The organism is Vallitalea pronyensis (assembly GCF_018141445.1).
GTDB classification, from domain to species: Bacteria; Bacillota; Clostridia; order Lachnospirales; family Vallitaleaceae; genus Vallitalea; species Vallitalea pronyensis.
The window spans coordinates 2546843-2567895 of the sequence record NZ_CP058649.1 but is presented as its reverse complement, the minus strand read 5'-3'; the positions used below and the strand labels follow the sequence as shown (position 1 = coordinate 2567895).

Sequence of the window (21053 nt, the reverse complement as noted above, 5' to 3'; positions counted from 1 at the left end):
GCGTTATTTTATAATGTGATGGCTTGGTCCCTTGTCACCTCAATATGTTGGTCATATACCATAATGGAGAGTGCTTCTCCATCCTCTAAGCAGATGGTTACACGGTCATCTACCGTTACTTTTATCAAACAATCTCTAAAGACAACTCTAAAAGAGTATTTCTTCCATAATTGAGGTAGAAATGGTGCTAGATGCAAGGTGTTATTCACCACTTTAAGCCCGCCAAAACCATGGACAACAGACATCCATGTTCCTGCCATACTTGTAATATGAAGGCCGTCTTCCGTGTCATGATTATAATTATCCAAATCAAGTCTTGCTGTTCTTAAGTATAACCCATAAGCTTTTTCCTCATAGCCTAATTGACTTGCGATAATGCCATAGATACAAGGTGATAGGGATGATTCATGTACTGTTCTTGGCTCATAAAAATCAAAATTACGTTTGATGGTCTCTAAATCATAACGCTCATTGAAGAAATAGATCCCTTGTAATACATCTGCTTGCTTAATAAAGCAAGACCTCAAAATACGATCCCATGACCATTTTTGATTAAGAGGTAAATGCCTTTTGTCTAACTCTTCAACAAGTATCTGTTCTTTATCCATATAACCATCTTGTTGAGCAAAAACACCTTCATCTTCAATAATAGGATAATACATCTTCTGGATAATATCTTGCCATTTTTTTATCTCTTCATCCTTCAGTGCAAGGCGTTTTATGGCATCCTCACAGGTCTCAGGATGTTCTTCTTTCAGATAAGCAAGAGCTTCTTGCGTATATTCCATTGTCCAAGAGGCAATGGTATTGGTGTACCAGTTATTGTTAACGTTGTTTTCATATTCATTAGGACCCGTTACCCCTAGAATCATGTATTGCTCTTTTCGAGGGTTATACGTCACACGATCTGCCCAAAACCTGCTTATTTCCACTAAGACATCGATGCCATACTCTGCTAAATAACCTTTATCACCTGTATAGTTAATATAGTTATAGATGGCGTAAGCAATGGCGCCGTTTCTATGAATTTCTTCAAAGGTAATCTCCCATTCATTATGACACTCTTCTCCATTCATGGTCACCATGGGATAAAGTGCCCCTTTCAAGCCTAAACGAGCAGCATTTTCTTTTGCTTTTTCTAAGTGATTGTAACGGTATATAAGTAAATTCCTAGCAATGTGACTAGGCGCTGTACTTAAGTAGAATGGCAAGCAATAAGCTTCTGTATCCCAGTATGTACTGCCGCCATACTTTTCACCTGTAAAACCTTTAGGTCCAATATTCAACCGCTGATCCTCACCTGTATAGGTTTGATTCAAATGGAAAATATTAAATCGAATCCCTTGCTGGGCTTCGGCATCACCTGTGATGGTAATATCATTCTTATGCCATTTCTCCTCCCATGTGGCTACATGCGCATCAAATAGCTTTTCATAGCCAGATGTATGGGCTCTATTCACTGCTTCTACGGCTTTCATAGCAAGCTTTTCATTGTCATAATCTCTATTAGAAACAGCTGAAAAATATTTTAGAAGGGTTAATGTCTCATCTTTTCCTACCACTTTTTCAATGACATAGCCTACATAATTATCTTTGGATTGGGTCCCATATTGGCATGCAGACCTTTGTCCATTAATTAAGATATCATAGGTCATTGCACATGATAACTGAAACCCTAGCTTTTTGGTTCCCATGGTTAAATAACAGCTGTTATCGTCAACTTTTTTCTCTACTTCTTCCCAGAAAAACTCATCATAATTGGAATCCTCATTGACAACTTTACCATCTAAATAAGGTGTTAGCTTAATGGTTCCTGTGTAGTTTAAAGGTTTAACTGAATAAGCAATAGCACCTATCTCTGAATCCGCCATACTCAAAAACCTTTTGCTACTTACCTGTGTTTTATGATTATTCTTATCAACTGCAATAAAACTTCTTTCTAAATAGCCATGCTGCATGTTAAGCACACGTTTAAAATCATAGACTTCGCATGTTGCCAAATCCAGTTCTAATCCATTAATGTGCACACCAATTCCCAGAACATTGGTACCATTAAGTACCTTTGCAAACCATTCTGGATAGCCATTTTTCCACCATCCCACTTTGGTTTTATCTGGATAATAGATACCAGCATAATAAGTTCCTCTAAGGCTATCACCGGAGTATGTTTCTTCAAAGTTACCACGCATACCCATGTGTCCATTACCAAGGCTCATTGCGCTCTCTGCAACGCGGTTATAGTCAGGGTCAAATCCATCTTCTATAATAAGCCATTCATCAATTTTAAAATACTCTTTCACGTCTTTCACCCACCTAATTATTACTTGTTGTGCAAACGGTTGCGTCAATGTCTAAAATTATAGTATACTTTTGATATAAAATCAAGTATTATTTTATTTTCAAGAATTAATTTACTAAGATTTAAAATTGATTTTACTTACATGGATATAGTTTGATGTTTGGATGTATTAGTTTTTTTCTTGTCATATTGCCGTAGGTGTATGACATACTGGAAACACGTTCATATTAAAGCATTAAAGAAACACTAAATTCATACTAAGTTAATTACCTAAAACTTAAGAACTCCCTACGGTCAGACACTTAAGTTTCTTAACGGTAATTCACTTAGCATTCATTAAGTGTTTCTATTTAATGCTTTAAAAATCACGTATTTCCAGTATGTCATACATCTACTAGGCTAGTACATAAGATAAGCTATATTTTTTCTTTAAGAGCGTACCTATAAACCTATAGTGAGTACTTATCATCTATATATCCCAAAGAAACTATTGGCACCACACTAGTAGATGGATAGGTATTAATTAATAGCGACTTTTAAATAATGACTAGACATTCTTAGCCCATAGCTAGGTCCATTGCGTTAAGAAACTTAAGTGTCTGACCGTAGGGAGTTCTTAAGTTTTAGCTATGGACCTAGCTATGGGCTTAGTATGTCTTACATTATTTAACGGAAGTCTATTAATTAATACCTATCCATCTACGAACGTCTTGCACATAACCTATCACTTATCACAATCTAACATAAATCTTTTATTCATTCACCTCACCATACGGCAAAAAAATAACAAACCGACTACCTTCCCCCACACGACTAACCACATCTATACGCCCCTTATACAACTCCACAATATGCTTCACAATGGATAAACCTAATCCTGTTCCACCCATGTTCCTTGAACGTCCCTTATCCACACGATAAAACCGCTCAAAAAGACGAGGAATATGTTCTTCTTCAATGCCTATACCTGTGTCCCATATATCAATCTTCAACCCTTGTTCATCACGAGAACACGTTATGCCGACTTGCCCTTTTTCCGTATATTTAATGGCATTATCTAATAAATTAATAAACAATTGCTTAATACGATCACGATTACACCTGTAGGTCAACCCTTGATTAATATCATTAATGATCTCAATATTCTTCTTTTTTATTTTGGGCTCTAAAATATCAAGGACTTCATCAATAATCTCTTTAATATCATATTCATCAACCCGCTTATCCTGATCCGTGCTTTCGATAGCAGATAGGGATAATATATCTTGAATTAATAACGATAAACGTTCCGTTTCAATATCAATAATATCTAGGAATCGATTTGCAATCTTTTCATCACTGATTGCACCATGCTTTAAGGTATCCACAAAGCCTCTAATGGATGTTAAAGGTGTATTCAGTTCATGGGTAACATTGGACACAAAATCCTTTCGCATGGTCTCAAGCTTGCGTATATCGGTAACATCTTGGATGACTAATAAGGTTCCTAAAGTTCTGCTGGCACTTTTGTGTTTATAGATGGGGTTAGCATAGACCCGAATAACCCTCTCTTTTTCATCTGCAATAATGGTATCATCAACAATGTATTCTTGTTGTTCTATGGATTTTTCTAGTACATGGTAGATGGTTGTATTACGGATGACTTCATATATGGATTTATCAAGTAACGAACCCTCAACACCTAATATGGCTTTAGCCTGTTCGTTGGCAAGAAAAACATGATATTGCTCATCGACAGCAATTAGACCGTTAATCATACTGCTTAAAACCGCTTCAAACTCCTCATTTCTTTTTCTTAGATTCCACATATTTAACTTTAACTTAATGGTCATTTCATTGAAAGCATGAGCCAGTTTTCCTCGCTCATCGTTATGACGCATGTAAATTTTATTATCATAATCACCTTCAGATATACGTGTTGCAGCATCTGTTAACTCTTTTAGAGGTTCCATAAATCGCCTTGTTACAAGAAAAGCAACGACAATAGCAATAATTGCTCCAATCAAAATACCATATAATACATAACGTACCATTTCCATCGCACTATTTTTAACGGTTGTTAAGGGAACAGATATACGTAAAACACCATCAAAATTTGCTAAATCCATGGGCATGGCTGTATAGAGATAAGGGATTCCAATGGTTTTGCTATAGCGAATCCGTGAGACTGTTCTTCCCTTTAGAGCCTCAGCTACTTCATCTCGATATGCATGGTTATCCATTACTTGATAATCTTCATCGGAATCAGCAACCACGGTTCCCTCCTTATCTATAATCGTGAGCCGTACATTTGCTTGTTCTGCATACCAGTTTGCATAAGCTTGAAAATCAATGGCTTCACCTTCTGGCTCTTTCTTTAGCAATTCTAATAGAAGGATACCCTGTACCTGCGTATCCTTTTGTATGGTTTCTTGTATATGTTCATTACCTTTGTGCCATGATATAATGATTGCAACAACCATGGTAACAGATATAATGAATAAATAGGTGGTCATGAGTTTTTTTTGCATGCATTCACATCCTTTGCTTAGCATTAAGGGTATACCCGTTACCAAGCTATGACAGATACATCATCACTTGGTAAAATCATACCAATCTACTTATATTTATAACCTACACCTCTGACGGTTTTTATATGCTTTGGATTCTTATCATCTAACTCTAATTTCTTTCTAAGACTTCGAATATGAACATCCACTGTACGTGTTTCACCATAATAATCATAACCCCATATTTTTTCCAGCAGATACTCTCGGTCAAATACCCGACCTCGATTACTGGCTAATAAAGTTAATAGCTCAAATTCTTTAAGGGGTAACTCTAGATGTTCACCTCTAATGATGACTTCATGAGTGGATTTATTAATGGTTAGATCATCTATTTCTAAGGTATCATCTTGCCCTGATTCTTTTGGCGCAGCTACTTCTTTTGCCCTACGCCTAACAGCTTTTATTCTAGCTAATAATTCATGCACACCAAAAGGTTTCCCTATATAATCATCAGCACCTAATTCAAGGCCAATCACTGTATCAAACTCTTTATTTTTAGCTGTAAGCATGATCACAGGTAAATGGGTTAATTCTTCAGATTGCCTAATTTTCCTAAGGACTTCCAAACCATCTATACCTGGAAGCATTAAGTCCAAAAGCACAAGTTCCACATGTGTATGCTCTAATATGGCTAGAGCGCTTTCGCCTGTATCCGCTTCTACCACCTGATAACCATTACTTTCTAGATTGTAGCGTAATAACTCTAAAATATGGACTTCGTCATCAACAATAAGTATTCTTCCTTTGCCCATAGAATACACCTCCTTTGTTCATTCCCTATCTGGTCATGTGATTATTGATAGTATAACATAATTTTCCAAAATCATCATTATGCAATCTATCGAACATCTCTTTATAGCATAAATAATTGCTAAAAATTTAGCAATTATTTATGAGGGGGGAAAATCCAATGTTTCTATATATGTTCTCCAGTAACTGTGAAAATTATCCATTCTGCGATGTTGGTGGCATGGTCTCCCATACGTTCAAGGTACTTGACAATGAACAAGAAATCCGTACATTGCTTAACCACATCTGGATTAGATGCCATAATGGTTGTAAGCTCCTCAACTATGGTATCAAAATAATTATCAATACGGTCATCTCTAGCACATACATCTTTTGCAAGTTCAATGTCTTTATTAACACAACTATCAATGGTATCTTTAATCATCTTCTTCACTTCTTCAGCCATCTCAGGTATGTGCACTAATGGTTTAACATACTTTTCATTGGCTAATCTAATGGTATACTCTGAAATATCTGTACAGTGATCACCTATTCGCTCAAGATCTGTAATAATCTTAAGTACCGCTGCAATATCTCTAAGGTCTGCCGCCATGGGCTGCTGTCTAACAATAAGTAATAGACATTCCTTCTCCAAGACTAACTCCATCCGGTCAATCTCATCATCTCGCTTAATAACTTCTTTAGCAAGCTCAACATCCTGTTTTTTCAATGCTTTAATAGCATCATCTAAGGATCTTTCAACAACTGCCTCCATCTTGATTAAATCTTGATGTAACTGTTGTAATTTCTGCTCAAAAACAAATCTCGCTGGCATCTAACACTTCACCCTTTCACTATTCTTAAAAATGTACGTCTATCAACCAAAACGCCCTGTGATGTACGCTTCTGTCTTCTCATTCACCGGATTACTAAACAATTTATCCGTTTCACCATATTCAAGTAACTCGCCTAACAAGAAGAAAGCTGTCTTATCGGATATACGTGCAGCTTGCTGCATATTGTGTGTTACGATAATAATGGAATAATCCTTCTTCAATTCAGTAGCCAAGTCTTCTATCTTTAATGTGGATATGGGATCAAGAGCTGAGGTAGGTTCATCCATAAGTAATACTTCTGGTTCCACAGCTAATGCTCTAGCTATACAGATTCTCTGTTGTTGACCACCAGATAATCCAAGAGCATTTCTTTTAAGCCGGTCCTTTACTTCATCCCATATAGCCGCTCTGCGTAAACTTTTTTCAACGATTTCATTTAATTGACTTTTTTTCTTAATCCCATGAGCCCGTGGTCCATAAGCAATATTATCAAAGATACTCATAGGAAAAGGATTAGGTTTTTGAAAAACCATGCCTACTCTTGAGCGTAATTTAATCACATCGATATCACCATATATATCTTCATCATCTAATCGGATAGAACCTTCTACACGCACACCTTCAATTAAGTCATTCATGCGGTTTAATGTACGTAAGAATGTTGATTTACCACATCCAGATGGACCGATTAGAGCTGTAATTTCCTTTTCATTAATCGCCATATTAACGGCTTTAAGGGCTTTGAAGTCACCATAATAGAGATCCAAATCCTTTACATCAAATTTTGTATTATTTTTCATTCTTCCACCTCTATTAAGCATTTGCTTTTTTTAGTTTCTTAGATACAAGTTTTGATAATGTGTTCAGTACAAGGATTAATACAATAATAATCGTACCGATAGCACAAGCCATGCCTATATCCCCTTCTTCTTCAGCAACAGCATAAGCCTTTACGGTTAAGGTTGCCCCTGATGATAATAGACCGTTGGGTATTTTTGCTATGGTACCTGCCGTTAATAGAAGAGCTGCCGATTCACCCACAATTCTACCTATACTAAGGATAATGGCTACGACAATGCCTGACAAAGCATTAGGCAGTACCACTTTTCGTATGGTTTGTAACTTACTAGCACCAAGACCTAACGAACCTTCACGGTAGGACTGTGGTATGGCTTTTAGTGATTCCTCTGTCTGTCTTACAATAACCGGAAGTAATATAATACTTAATGTTAAAGCTCCTGCTAACAAAGAGTAATCCATTTTTAAGTAGAGCACAAAAAAAATCATACCAAATAAACCGTATATAATTGATGGTATACCCGCCAAGCTTTCTGTAGCAAACCGTATTATACGTACAAGCTTTCCAGGTTTAGCATACTCTGTTAAGTAAATAGCAGCAAAGATACCAATAGGACATGCCACTGCTAAGGCAACTAAAATAACTAATATTGTGGTCATAAGCATAGGGTATATACCCCTGCCTTTTTTTGTAATTTTCACTTGGACCTCTTGACCCTCAAGTTCATCTATGCTGGCTAATATACTCTCTAAGCTTTGATTTTCTGTGGATTTTTTGCCAATCCTTTTAATCAAATTACCTTTTTGGATTTTGTAAACACGACCGCCTTTATCTCTGATTTCTCCGGAAGGAAACCCTGATTCCTTGCTAACGATTACTGGATAAGTACTATCTTCATAATCCACAACATCTAGCTCAAGACCTAATTTATTTGTATTATTCTCTAGAAGGGGCATGGTCACATAGGATGTCTGAGAATCATAATTGGAGGTAATAAAATCCCAGTTAATGTGTCCAATACCGTTCATAACAACAAAACCAATAATCCATAATAAAACACCAACTGTAAAAGCTGTAGCTAAACCAATCATGCCATACATTATTTTATCTTTTACACGTCTATGCATTAATGCTCACCTGCCTTTGCTGTTATTCGATTAAGTATAAGGTTCAATATAATAATAAAGATAAATAAAACCACGCCAGTAGAAAAAAGCAATTCTTGATGGATACCAAAGGCATAACCCATTTCCATAGCAATATTCGTGGTTAATGGTCGTATAGGATCCCATAAACTTGTTGGTATACCTGCAATAGGGTTACCTGCTACCAGCATAACGGCCATGGTCTCACCGATAGCCCTGCCAATCCCCAATACAACACCAGCCAGGATACCTGACTTGGCTGCTGGTATGACAACTTTAAATATGGTCTGTATTTTAGACGCCCCCAGACCGTAAGACCCTTCTATATAAGACCTTGGCACAGCATTAATGGCACTTTCTGATATGGTAATAACTGTGGGTAATATCATAATGGCTAATACGATAACAACAGCCAATAAGGATTGACCCTGAGCTCGTGGGGATATTTGCATGATCTTAGGTACAATGATACCTAATCCAAATACACCATAGATAACTGATGGTATACCTGCTAATAATTCAACAGCTGGCTGAATAACCCTCTTAACACCTTTCGGAGCAATTTCAGCAATAAAAACAGCTGTCAAGATACCAATAGGCACCCCAACAATAATGGCTCCAATCGTAGCCAATAAAGAACCCGCTATCATATAAAATATACCAAATAATGCTTGGCTTAAATCATCATTAGGTCGCCACTCCATACCAGTCAAAAACTCTACGAGAGAGTAAGTACCCTCTGCATTTCCTGAGAAAAAGGGCTGTAGCCCCTTAAAAAATACAAAGAAGGTAATCGCAGCAACACTAATAACGGCAATACAAGCATTCAATAAAAACATTTTTCTCGCCACATACTCCAGTACCTGACGTTTTTTATCTACCTGCATGCCCTTCACAATCCCTTGATGACTACTTTCTTTCTTCGATTGTATGATGTTAACGTTCATATCCATATCAAGTTCTCCTCACCAAACTCTGATTTTCTTCTATATGTTGTCTAGATCACGCTTACTTTTTTAGACACACTTATGTTGCACTGTTTAATAACAGTGCAACATTAAGCAAAAAGGATTTTTATTTAGTCAACGCGGATACCGCCTTTTTCTTCTACAATGTTTTGTCCTTCTGTGCTAAGTGCAAATTTTTCAAATGCTTCCCCAGCCTTTGTCATATTATCACTTTTGTAAAGCATTAAGAATGGTCTTGAAATACCGTATTCACCTGCAATAACTTTTTCTGATAAAGGTTCTACACCATCAATCTTCATAGGCTTAACTGTTTCATTAATGTAAGTAAAAGATACATAACCGATGGATTTTGGATTTTTAGCAACTGTTGTTTGAACGTTTCCATTACCTTTAGCAATGATAGCATCTGATGTTAATGCACCTTCAAAATCAACAATCTCTTCAAATGCACCTCTTGTACCAGAACCATCTTCTCTAGACACAACAACGATTTCCTCATCTTTACCGCCTACTTCATTCCAGTTCTTAATTTCACCTTTGTAGATTGCCATCACTTGGTCCTTTGTGAGACCTTCAATGGTATTATCTGGATGGGTAATAACTGCAACACCATCAAATGCAAGTGTTACTTCTGTAAGTCCCCAATCTTTTTCCTTTGTTTTTAAATTACGTGATGCTGTACCAAATATTGTCACACCATCTTTTGCATTTTTAACACCATTTGATGAGCCAATGGATTCATATGTTACAACCACATCAGGATTAAGTGCCATGAACTCTTCTGCAAGTGCATTACCAATCTTTTCAACAGATGTTGATCCTGAGATAGTAACTTCACCACTTATTGCTTCTTCCTCGCTGCCACTATTTTGATCTTCTGTTTCACTTCCGCTATCTGCTTCTGTGTTATTATCATTTGTCTGCTCTTGTGCTGTATCATTGTTATTTTGATCATTACTTGCTGTGTCTTCTTCTTTATTGCTTCCACATCCGCTAAAAGCAAAGATCATCATTATGGTTAACATTAATGCCACTATTTTTTTACTTGTTTTCATTTCTAAATAGCCTCCCGTTATCTTCTTTCATTATTTTTCTCTTGTTTTAATGTAGAAACTTCTTTTTTTTTATAGATAAGTTTTTCTTCTGACATTCATCTTCCCAGTGGGAAGACATGACGAAGTCGCTTGCTGATTACATATATAATGTAACATGAGCCTGTAAAAGTAATATGAGCCTAATGTAAAGTCTGTGTAAAGTCTAATTTTACATACAACAATAAAAAAGGCCACCATGTTGGATGTACTGATTCATCATCAGTGTTCTCATCCATTATGGTAGCCTGTTTCTTCCTATTATATTATTGTACGCTATAGTTTGGTGCTTCTTTTGTTATTTGAATGTCATGTGGATGACTTTCTTTAAGAGATGCACTTGATATCTTCGTGAACCTGCCATTCTCTCTAAGAGCATCAATGGAGTCTGTTCCACAATAACCCATACCTGCTCGAAGACCACCAAGCATTTGGAATATGGTATCTTCGACAGATCCTTTGAATGCAACACGACCTTCTACCCCTTCTGGTACCAGTTTCTTAGCATCTTGTTGGAAGTAACGGTCTTTACTGCCTTTTTCCATAGCACCTACTGATCCCATACCCCGATAGACTTTATACTTTCTACCTTGATACAATTCTGTATCGCCAGGGCTCTCTTCACAACCTGCAAATAGACTTCCCATCATACATACAGAACCACCTGCTGCAATGGCTTTAACCACATCACCTGAATATTTAATACCGCCATCTGCAATGACAGGTACATCATATTTCTTGGCAACTTCAGAACAATCATAGATTGCGGTGATTTGGGGAACCCCTACACCTGCTACAACACGTGTTGTACAGATTGAACCTGGTCCTATACCCACTTTAACTGCATCAGCTCCTGCTTCAATAAGGGCTTTCGTTGCTGCCCCTGTAGCAACATTACCAGCAATAACTTGTAGGTCGGGATGCTTTTCTTTTACAGCTTTTACTGCATTAAGTACACCTTCTGAATGTCCATGAGCTGTATCGATAACGATCACATCAACAGAAGCTTCTACTAAAGCATCAACACGGTCCATGATATCATTTGTTACGCCAACAGCTGCTCCAACAAGTAAACGTCCTTGACTGTCTTTTGCTGATTGGGGGTATTTAATTGCTTTCTCAATGTCTTTGATGGTAATAAGTCCGGATAGGTTGCCATTTTCGTCTACAAGTGGCAGTTTTTCGATACGATGCCCGCCCATGATTTCTTTTGCTTCGTTAAGGGTTGTACCAACTGGGGCTGTTATAAGATTCTCACTGGTCATAACTTCTTTTATCTTCTTATTATAGTCTGTTTCAAATCGAAGGTCACGATTGGTTAAGATACCAACTAATTTTTTCCCTTCTGTAATGGGCACTCCAGAGATTCTGAATTTCGCCATTAATTCATTCGCTTCATATACATAGTGTTCTGGGGATAAGAAAAAAGGATCGGTAATAACACCGTTTTCTGAACGTTTTACTTTATCAACTTCATCTGCTTGTTGTAGGGTTGACATATTTTTGTGAATGATACCAATACCACCTTGTCGAGCCATTGCTATAGCCATCCTTGATTCGGTTACGGTATCCATACCTGCACTCATAAATGGTATACTTAACTGTATTTTTTTAGTCAATCGTGTTGATACGGTTACTTGATTAGGTAACACCTTGGAATGTGCTGGTATTAATAAAACGTCATCAAATGTTATCCCTTCACTTACAATCTTATGCATTGTAAATTTCCTCACTTTCTAATTTCTTGATTAATGTGCAAATGTATATCATTACGGTTAAACCACAATAAGTAATAGCCCTACTTCTTGTGGTTTAATCATATTATTAAAGATTAGGAACACCTGTCCCTAACCTCTATCATGATGTGTATATATATTTTGAGAGTTTAACAAAATTCCTTCTGTTTGTCAACAGAAAAATGAATTTTTAATATAGCTTGTTCTCCTTAGATTAAGATGCCATGACTTTTCTCGGAATATATTTTTTAATAGCACTTAACATCTTTTCATTGGGTTCCAATATAAGCTTTTCTCTTTTACCATTTCTAACAACCATAGCTGCGTAGGTATTATCTTTCTTAATGCCGCTGCTACAGTCAACAACCTTTTGATAGTTGGATAGTGCTCTTGCATGTTCCTTACTGTCTATTGGCGCCATGATCTCAAATTTCCTCACATCAACAGTTATAAAACGCTTACGCTTATTTTTATTAAATATCTTATCAATATCTAAATCACCACTTGTAAAAACATACTCAAACTCAATATTCAACCGTCTCATTAAAAAAACAGCTCCAAAAATGACAACAAGTGTAATTGGCATGATAAAGCCTACTAAAAATTTAATCATGGAACTCACTAAAATAACCAATAAGGCACCAACAATAATACCTGCTTTTATCATATTATCTTTAAGTGTGTTCTTTTTTTCTACCAACTGCTCATTAAAAATATCACCCATATTATTCCTCCTAGTTCTCTGTATGGTAAAAGCACGTTTGTCACCATTACCTTATAGGAATATACCTACATATTCACTAATTATATACATTATATAACAACCTTCTCTAGGATACAACACCAAACCTAAAATCCAACCTATCAGACATATAGAAATTTCCCCTCGCTTTCATCACAATCTTTGTTGAAAATTACAACCCAAAAAAGGATTTTCCGTCCCTTTTCCCAAATGGACGGATGTTAATTAGAGTGAAAGTTCTTATACTTTTATTAATAAAAAAGATGGGTTCAAAAAAAGAGGGCATTGCATACCCTCTTTTCAATCAATTTATGATTACATCATGCCCATTCCTGGTGCTCCGCCCATTGGAGGCATAGCTGGTTCGTCTTCTTTTATATCTGCTACAACAGACTCTGTTGTTAATAATGTTGAAGCCACGGAAGTTGCATTTTGAAGAGCGCTTCTTGTCACTTTTGTTGGGTCAATAATACCCGTAGCAACCATGTCAACATATTCTTCTGTAAGGGCATCGAAACCAACTTTTTCTGCTGCTTCTTTTACTTTATTAACCACTACTGAACCTTCAAGTCCTGCGTTAACAACAATTTGACGAAGTGGAGATTCAAGAGCCTTAAGGATAATCTTAACTCCTGTTTTCTCATCGCCTTCTAATTGATCAAGTAATTCAGCTACCTTCTTAGATGCGTGGATGTAAGATGCGCCACCACCTGCAACGATACCTTCTTCAACTGCCGCTCTTGTTGCTGCAAGTGCATCTTCCATACGAAGTTTCTTCTCTTGCATTTCAGTCTCTGTCGCTGCACCTACTTTAATCACAGCAACACCGCCTGCTAACTTCGCTAATCTTTCTTGAAGTTTTTCTTTATCAAACTCAGAAGTTGTTTCTTCAATCTGTGTTCTGATTTGAGCCACACGTGCATCAATGTCGCCTTTTGAACCGGAACCATCAACAATGATTGTATTTTCTTTTTGAACTTTTACAGATTTTGCTTGACCTAACATATCCATTGTAGCTTCTTTTAAGTCAAGACCTACTTCTTCAGAAATCACTGTTCCACCTGTTAAAATAGCGATATCTTGAAGCATTGCTTTTCTTCTATCACCAAATCCTGGCGCTTTTACAGCAACCACATTGAATGTACCTCTTAAACGGTTGAGTACTAATGTAGCAAGTGCTTCACCTTCAACATCTTCAGCGATAATAAGTAATTTAGCACCTGATTGAATGATTTGCTCAAGAATAGGTAGAATCTCTTGGATATTACTGATTTTTTTATCTGTGATTAACACATATGGGTTATCAAGGTCTGCCACCATTTTATCCATATCAGTAGCCATATAAGGTGATAAATATCCTCTATCAAATTGCATACCTTCTACAAGATCAAGCTCTGTTTCCATGGATTTGGATTCTTCAATGGTAATAACACCGTCGTTCGATACTTTTTCCATTGCGTCTGCAATTAATTGACCAACTGCTTCATCACCAGCAGAGATTGCTGCAACTTTTGCAATTTGATCTTTTCCTGTTAATGTACTGCTTTCACTTTTAATGGCTTCAACAGCAGTTGTTGTTGCCACTTTCATACCTCGACGAAGAATGATTGGGTTAGCACCAGCAGCAATGTTCTTGATACCTTCTTGAATCATGGATTGTGCAAGTAGCGTTGCTGTTGTTGTACCATCACCTGCTACGTCATTGGTTTTTGTAGCAACCTCTTTTACAAGTTGTGCGCCCATGTTTTCAAAGGCATCTTCTAATTCAACTTCTTTTGCAATGGTTACACCATCATTGGTAATAAGTGGTGTACCAAATTTTTTATCTAAAACAACATTTCTTCCTTTTGGTCCCAGTGTTACACGTACTGTATTTGCTAACTGGTTCACACCAGCTTCTAATGCTGCTCTTGCTTCTGCTCCGAATTTAATTTCTTTAGCCATTATGTAGCCTCCTTATATTTAATTTATCTCCAATTTATTCTACAACTGCTAAGATGTCGTTTTGCTTAACAATGATGTAATCGTTATTTTCAAGCTTTACTTCTGTTCCTGCATATTTTGAATAGATCACTTTATCGCCAACTTTTACTTCCATGGCTACTTCTTTACCATCCACTATGCCGCCTGGTCCAACTGCTATAACTTCTGCTTCTTGTGGTTTCTCTTTTGCGCCGCTAGGTAATACGATACCTGATTTTGTCACTTGCTCAGCTTCTAATTGTTTTAAAACTACTCTGTCTCCTAAAGGTACTAATTTCATGTGTTTACCTCCTTATAATAAACTTATTTTTTTCATTCATTTTTTGATTGTTAGCACTCTCTCGAATCGAGTGCTAATCTCAAGGTATATCTTATTAAAATAGGCCGCTAAATGCAAATGTCAATTTCCACCATTATCATGGATTAACTTTCATTTGCTCATGAATACTCATTTTTACTTCCATTTTCTCCAATTTACTCTTTTTTTCATTTTTTTTACCTTGATTTATGTTCTATCCATTACATGGCGAAACCTTAAGCAGCACTTCGTGTCAAGCCTTTCTATATTCTCACCACCAATGTTTTAAATTATTCACGTTTCCATACTATTTTTTCTTTTTCCAATCTGAAAATCTCGAGCATAGTAAAAAAGATACTGCTGAGCAAATCCAGCCAAGTCACCATACGCTTTCATCGCATAATCATGAATCAGGTTTATTTTCGTTTCTTCATTAAAATAGAAATGCTCCATAACACGTTTCACCCATACATCAACGGGAAACACTTCATAACGCATGGCACCAAATAAGAGCACACAATCAGCCACTTTCGGTCCTACCCCTTTAATTGTCATCAAATCTCTTTTGGCATCATCTATAGGCCGATCACCCAAGGCATTCAGATCAACTTCTCCTTTTAAGACCTTCTCACGAGCATCAATGATATATGGTGCACGAAAGCCTACTTTAAGGGCTCTTAAGTCTTTTTCTTTAGCAGATGATAATTGCATAGCTGTTGGAAAGGTATAATAGTTCACGCCATCAACAGTGGCTATGTAAGTGCCATATGCTTTGGATAAGTCTTCAATCAACTGCTTAATATGGGTTATGTGTTTATTCTGAGATATAATAAAAGAAATTAATGTTTCCCACGTATCTTGCTGCAACAATCGTATACCAGATTTTTCGGTTACTGCACATTGAAGATGCTGATTCATCTTACCTAGCTTCTGCTTAATGGCACTATAGTCTCGCTTTAAATCAAAGTAAGTCCGCCATATATGAAGGAAGTCTTCTTCCGTTGTATGGTGAAGGATGACTTTCTTATGCATCTGTGTTACTTCTAAGATGCGACTCTGAGCAATCACACGATAATTCTTCTCTCCTATTTTATAAAAGCGAAAACATTGACCGCATTCTAAAATATGTTCTATATCAAAATCTGAGGCACTATGTATAACAATATTACCCCTATCGACTATATATTCCATGAATAATCAGACCTCCTGCCTTTGTTCATCAAAATAACTCTATCACTAAATGTCTGCATATGCTATACTCAATATATTCCATAGGGTACTAACTAAGGCATGAACCAACAACTTAATTAATCACATGATAGAGGTAGGTGAAACCATGAAAGAAACAATCTACACAATCCCTGTTATGGATGCATTTAAAGAATCAAATGAATGTCCATTCTGCTATATGTACCATACATTAGAAACCCAAGCAATTAACTTTGTTCTAGGACCTTCCTACATGGAAACGGATGTTCGTGAGAAGACCAATGAATTGGGTTTCTGTAAAGAACATCTCACCAAATTATACAGTCAAAAGAACCGATTAGGTTTAGCTTTGATGCTACATAGCCATATGGACGTTACCAAGCATTCACTTGAAAAACTTCTTACTGACCCCGTAAAAAAACCGAAAAAAAGCTTCCTAAAAAAAGAAGCATCTGAGCAAAAATTAACCACTTATCTAAAGGAACAATCCTCTAAGTGTTATATTTGTGATAAGGTTCAAGATACATTTAACCGCTATGTAGATACCTTTTTCTATCTTTGGAAAAAAGATAAAACATTTGTGGATTTGGTTAAAACATGTAAGGGCTTTTGCCTTGAACATTTTGCAGATATTTACCAAGAAGGTCCAAAACATCTGAATGATCACGCACTAAAAAGCTTCTTAGATACGATAGTGCCTATACAACTGGACAACCTTCAGCGTGTTCAAGATGACCTTGATTGGTTTATAAAAAAATCCGATTATCGTTTTGCAGATGAACCTTGGAAAAACTCACGAGATGCCCTTGTAAGGTCCATGGTGAAATCGAATAGTCTTATAACGGATGAGGATTAACAATAGGGGCTGTCTTATAAAAAGCAATTTTGTTGGCTAGAAGTTTTTGGCAACTATAAGAGGTTAAGCTTTTATAGTTGCCTACGATATTGACGTTATTTTGCGCCCTTTTTAAGCTTCTTTCTGCTTATCGTTATGGGCTTCTTTTTGTGCTTTCTTAATGAGTTCTTTTACTTGTCTTGCCTTTTCTTTTAGGCGATTATTGGCATCATTCGTGATAATAACCCGTGAAATCCATTTGGATGCTTCTGTGAGATACCCAAGCCTTCGCGCTAAATCGCCTATGAGATACATGATGGTTATTTCTTCCATACCACAAGCTGGAAAGGATTCATTTTCATAAGTCCCTATAAAACCTTCATAAGCTTTCTCAATAAACGCATACTCATTTTTATGACATGTTTCTATAAGTTTGTAATTATCGCTACTTGACATTTTCACTAAATCTTCTATGTACGACCGATAGAGCCATGATATCTTTAGACAGATATAAGCTTTTTCACTGGTTTTTGATTTTTTAATGACAGCATTCAATAATGCTAATTTGTACCGTTCTATAGCCATCTCAAAGGTATATTCATCAGGATACATCTTACCCCGATAATGATTCGATATATGTGTTTTTATCCATTCTGACTGCCTAGGTGTGATTTTTTTAAAAAAACGATTTAAAGCGGTATATCCGCAGCCATTGCATAGAATAACATCATAAGCATAGGGTGTAATAATATCATACTTAGGTCTTAGGTCAGTATCCACAGATAGTAGTTTGGATTTACCGGCTCGCACCGACCGTGTGACAAAGTACTCACCACATACGGGACACATTACTTTTCGGTCATACAGAATGTCGGCGACTTTTAATTTGGGTGTTTCTTTTATAACAAAATTTCCTCTTTTCTTCTCTACCTTTTTCTTTTTTTCGTATATATCTATATTTTTTACATCAAAACCTAATTTATCAAGTCCAGAAAATATATTACTCATCTAAATACACCTTTTTCTTGAGGTTTTATAAGCTTTTTTGATATAATGCTTTTTAATTTATGTTTATTTAACATATTTCTTTCAATTCATCATAACATAATCTAACCTTTTTTCAAAGGTTTATTTATAACCAAAAGGACATTTATAAACATAACGCCATTTTAATTTTTACTATCCATATATAGTTATCGACAGAACTGAAAAATAGGATTATATGTTTATCGAAATTTATCAAACTTTATCCTAATTTCTTGTTATTTCCGTGGTATCCCAGAAAATCATAGAGCGTATTATCAAAAAAAAGAGAATCATCCAAAAGGATGTTCCTCTAATGTAATACTTTTTTCTATGGCATTGATACGTATTTGGCATCCAAGGGGTATAATCCATTTGGGATCTGTATGCCCAATATCCACGTCTACCATAACAGGTATATCCGTTACACCAAATTCTATCTCCAATATATTTTTTATTATACCATGTAATGCTTTATTTTCTTCATCAGAATAATCCTTGGGCCTGCCAAATAGGATGCCCTTGATTTGATGTAACACGCCCATAATACCATAATTACGTAACATATAACCTACATTTGTAGGTGATGGTTTTTCTTCTGATGTTTCAAAGAAGAGGATTTTATCCTGAAAAAAGCTGGTCTCAGGCCAATAGCTGGTACCTTTTAAGAATTCTAATACTTCTATGCAGCCACCCCATAGATACCCTTTTACATCTCCTGGCTTACCTTGTTGAAGAAATGCCATAGGGTGTTCGTTCTTATAGAACGTGGTGCACTGGCCCAACGTTTCCATAACGGACCAGTCTTTATAACCATGGCTCCACGCTGTGTAAGGTGTATAGGTATATGGTACTTGCCTATGGATAAGCATATCTTCAATATGCCGTTTATAAGCATCATCAATATGTTTTAACTGAGCCAATCCAGCCATAACTGCAGGCCCATAGAAAGTGACTAAGCCCTCTTGATTAAGGTACGTTAAAAAGGTCGTGGCATCTGAGAATCCCATGATCATCTTGGGATGTTTTAATATGACATCCAGATCCAAGTATTTAAGTATTCTCACAGACTCGTAACCACCTATGGAGCAGATGATGCCATCAATGGTGTCATCACCAAAGGCTTTATTGATATCTTCCGCTCGTTGCTTAGGTGAATGATAAAGTTCTTCTGATGGCATCCTTGCTGTAGGATATTCTACCACTTGAAAACCAAACAATTCTTCTAAATTCTGAAGTCCCAATTCATAGATATCTGGCAGTATGGCTGGCAAACCATTACTTGGCGATATGATAGCTATTTTTGACCCTCTCTTTAGTGGTTTCGCTTTAATCAATATAAGCCCTCCTTTTCTTCTATTGGTTTTTATGATTAGTTATGCTTTTACTCTCCAAAAAGAGCATCCCAGTTTTCTTCTTGACTAACCTTACCAACTAATTCCTTCATGTCCATCACTTCAATGTATTCTTTATCGTTAAAAGGTCGTCTTTCCATCATGGAATCGTATTTCTTTTTCGGTATCTCATACAAATACTCTTTAATGAATGTTGGATTCCATGTTTCACTATGAATCTTTATTTTATAAGTATCGTCTACTTTTTCAAATATATATTTGGCCGTGCCATAAACCATATGCGTTTTACTTTGAACTTTCTTTTGAACAAATACGGTAGTCCATTCATCTTTGCTGTAATCCTTATAAACATCACTTATTTTTACCTGATGCATTAAGTCATCTTCATCTTCTAATACCTTTTCATAGGATTCTAATGAAAGACCTAAGCTTTCCAAATATTCTTTGGTTTCTTCCATATCCTTCCCAATAAAGTCTTTCATTGTAACGGTTTCATCTAACATACCCATAATACCCGTATACAAAAACTTATCATCCATATCTGTATCCATGAAATATTTCATGTGTGCTTCACGATACGCATCATAAGGTATTTTAAGTTTTCTAAATTGGTACTTTTTTTGTTCAATGAGCTTCACAATGTCCGTTTGCGTCAAAGCCTTTTCATCTGTTTCATCATCATTATGATTATCTGTTTCATCATTTGTCTGGCGATTGGTATCATTCACATCATCTGAACCTTTATATGTATTCATAAACCATACAGATAATATGAGCACAACAACTAGACCCAATATTACACTTAACTTTTTCATATGTCCACTCCCTCATCGTTTAAATAGTCTTACTGTAGACTAGTTACAATACAATCATTCTATGTGTAGATTACCTCCACTAGACCCCTTGACTAATAGATTAAGAATGATTAATACACATTATATAATAAACAGTACAATATGTAAATAGAGTCTTTCATATAGATAAAACCCCTTGTAAAAAGGGTTTTATCTATATATTTCATTTATAATTGTTTGATTAAGATAATCTCTAGTGCTTGAGTTTCAAGAACTAAACATCCACTATCATTATATGCCAATTTCCTATAGAAATGTTGAGCATGCTCATCTGCCTGTGTCGATGTCATCACTTGCTCATAGCTTTGCTTTCTCATTTCTTCTTCCCAAAACTTAACTAAAGCTTTACCAATCTTCTTACCTCTATAGGGTTGTTCTAGAAACAGCATATTCATCATGGGTATGTTATCCCAAAAATAATTGAATCTAAGCCAACCAATTACATTATCCTTATCCTTCACAACGATAACTTCGTTGTCCTTAATCTTCTTATATAACCTATCCTTGTTAATATGCTTATCCATACTCTCTAAATAATCTTTACAATTCATATCTGCGTATTGGAATTCTAACTCTCTATTGAATGTTACCATTCTTCTATA

The 21053-nt window shown here is 36.1% G+C and carries 18 protein-coding genes; 1 reads left to right on the top strand and 17 read right to left on the bottom strand.

The window, feature by feature from the left end; genetic code table 11:
* Positions 1 to 8: 8 nt before the first annotated feature.
* The 13 genes from HZI73_RS10655 to HZI73_RS10595 all read right to left on the bottom strand — a co-directional run bounded on the left by HZI73_RS10655 (position 9) and on the right by HZI73_RS10595 (position 16366).
* The gene (locus tag HZI73_RS10655) at positions 9 to 2300 is read right to left on the bottom strand and encodes a glycoside hydrolase family 65 protein (RefSeq protein WP_212698216.1); all 2292 of its coding nucleotides are present in this window, start codon (positions 2298 to 2300) and stop codon (positions 9 to 11) included.
* A gap of 751 nt (positions 2301 to 3051) precedes the next feature.
* The gene (gene pnpS / locus HZI73_RS10650) at positions 3052 to 4809 is read right to left on the bottom strand and encodes a two-component system histidine kinase PnpS (RefSeq protein ID WP_212698215.1); all 1758 of its coding nucleotides are present in this window, start codon (positions 4807 to 4809) and stop codon (positions 3052 to 3054) included.
* A gap of 86 nt (positions 4810 to 4895) precedes the next feature.
* On the bottom strand, positions 4896 to 5600 hold the full coding sequence (locus HZI73_RS10645) for a response regulator (RefSeq protein ID WP_212698214.1): 705 nt from the start codon (positions 5598 to 5600) through the stop codon (positions 4896 to 4898).
* 164 nt (positions 5601 to 5764) lie between these two features.
* Positions 5765 to 6412 carry a phosphate signaling complex protein PhoU gene (gene phoU / locus HZI73_RS10640; protein ID WP_212698213.1) on the bottom strand — a complete coding sequence of 216 codons (648 nt, stop codon included), beginning with the start codon at positions 6410 to 6412 and terminating at the stop codon, positions 5765 to 5767.
* Between the two features lie 42 nt (positions 6413 to 6454).
* Positions 6455 to 7213 carry a phosphate ABC transporter ATP-binding protein PstB gene (gene pstB, locus HZI73_RS10635; RefSeq protein ID WP_212698212.1) on the bottom strand — a complete coding sequence of 253 codons (759 nt, stop codon included), beginning with the start codon at positions 7211 to 7213 and terminating at the stop codon, positions 6455 to 6457.
* Between the two features lie 13 nt (positions 7214 to 7226).
* Positions 7227 to 8339 (bottom strand): phosphate ABC transporter permease PstA, encoded by a 1113-nt coding sequence (gene pstA / locus HZI73_RS26670; protein WP_212698211.1) that lies wholly within the window; start codon positions 8337 to 8339, stop codon positions 7227 to 7229.
* Positions 8339 to 9310 carry a phosphate ABC transporter permease subunit PstC gene (gene pstC, locus HZI73_RS10625; protein ID WP_330619724.1) on the bottom strand — a complete coding sequence of 324 codons (972 nt, stop codon included), beginning with the start codon at positions 9308 to 9310 and terminating at the stop codon, positions 8339 to 8341. Before pstC ends, pstA begins: the two co-directional genes overlap by 1 nt.
* A gap of 125 nt (positions 9311 to 9435) precedes the next feature.
* Positions 9436 to 10380, bottom strand: a complete 945-nt coding sequence (locus HZI73_RS10620; RefSeq protein ID WP_212698210.1) for a phosphate ABC transporter substrate-binding protein — start codon at positions 10378 to 10380, stop codon at positions 9436 to 9438.
* Positions 10381 to 10682: 302 nt separating this feature from the next.
* A complete protein-coding gene (gene guaB / locus HZI73_RS10615; RefSeq protein ID WP_212698209.1) occupies positions 10683 to 12134 on the bottom strand; it encodes an IMP dehydrogenase in 1452 nt (483 codons plus the stop codon).
* A gap of 232 nt (positions 12135 to 12366) precedes the next feature.
* The gene (locus HZI73_RS10610) at positions 12367 to 12876 is read right to left on the bottom strand and encodes a DUF6106 family protein (RefSeq protein WP_212698208.1); all 510 of its coding nucleotides are present in this window, start codon (positions 12874 to 12876) and stop codon (positions 12367 to 12369) included.
* Between the two features lie 333 nt (positions 12877 to 13209).
* Positions 13210 to 14838 (bottom strand): chaperonin GroEL, encoded by a 1629-nt coding sequence (gene groL, locus HZI73_RS10605; protein ID WP_212698207.1) that lies wholly within the window; start codon positions 14836 to 14838, stop codon positions 13210 to 13212.
* A 34-nt stretch (positions 14839 to 14872) separates the two neighbouring features.
* Positions 14873 to 15157, bottom strand: a complete 285-nt coding sequence (gene groES, locus HZI73_RS10600) for a co-chaperone GroES (protein WP_212698206.1) — start codon at positions 15155 to 15157, stop codon at positions 14873 to 14875.
* Positions 15158 to 15469: 312 nt separating this feature from the next.
* Positions 15470 to 16366 carry a DNA-3-methyladenine glycosylase family protein gene (locus tag HZI73_RS10595; protein WP_212698205.1) on the bottom strand — a complete coding sequence of 299 codons (897 nt, stop codon included), beginning with the start codon at positions 16364 to 16366 and terminating at the stop codon, positions 15470 to 15472.
* Between the two features lie 145 nt (positions 16367 to 16511).
* On the opposite strand from HZI73_RS10595, the gene HZI73_RS10590 reads away from it, so the two are divergent.
* Complete coding sequence (locus tag HZI73_RS10590) at positions 16512 to 17240, top strand: DUF6062 family protein (protein WP_212698204.1); 729 nt, start codon at positions 16512 to 16514, stop codon at positions 17238 to 17240.
* A gap of 111 nt (positions 17241 to 17351) precedes the next feature.
* On the opposite strand, the gene HZI73_RS10585 is transcribed toward HZI73_RS10590, so the two are convergent.
* The 4 genes from HZI73_RS10585 to HZI73_RS10570 form a co-directional block, all read right to left on the bottom strand.
* Entirely contained in the window at positions 17352 to 18227 is an 876-nt protein-coding gene (locus tag HZI73_RS10585; protein WP_212698203.1) for a DUF2225 domain-containing protein, read from the bottom strand.
* Positions 18228 to 18535: 308 nt separating this feature from the next.
* Positions 18536 to 19579 carry a S66 family peptidase gene (locus HZI73_RS10580; protein ID WP_212698202.1) on the bottom strand — a complete coding sequence of 348 codons (1044 nt, stop codon included), beginning with the start codon at positions 19577 to 19579 and terminating at the stop codon, positions 18536 to 18538.
* A gap of 47 nt (positions 19580 to 19626) precedes the next feature.
* A complete protein-coding gene (locus tag HZI73_RS10575; protein ID WP_212698201.1) occupies positions 19627 to 20412 on the bottom strand; it encodes a hypothetical protein in 786 nt (261 codons plus the stop codon).
* Positions 20413 to 20618: 206 nt separating this feature from the next.
* Entirely contained in the window at positions 20619 to 21044 is a 426-nt protein-coding gene (locus HZI73_RS10570; RefSeq protein WP_246552448.1) for a GNAT family N-acetyltransferase, read from the bottom strand.
* Positions 21045 to 21053 lie beyond the last annotated feature (9 nt).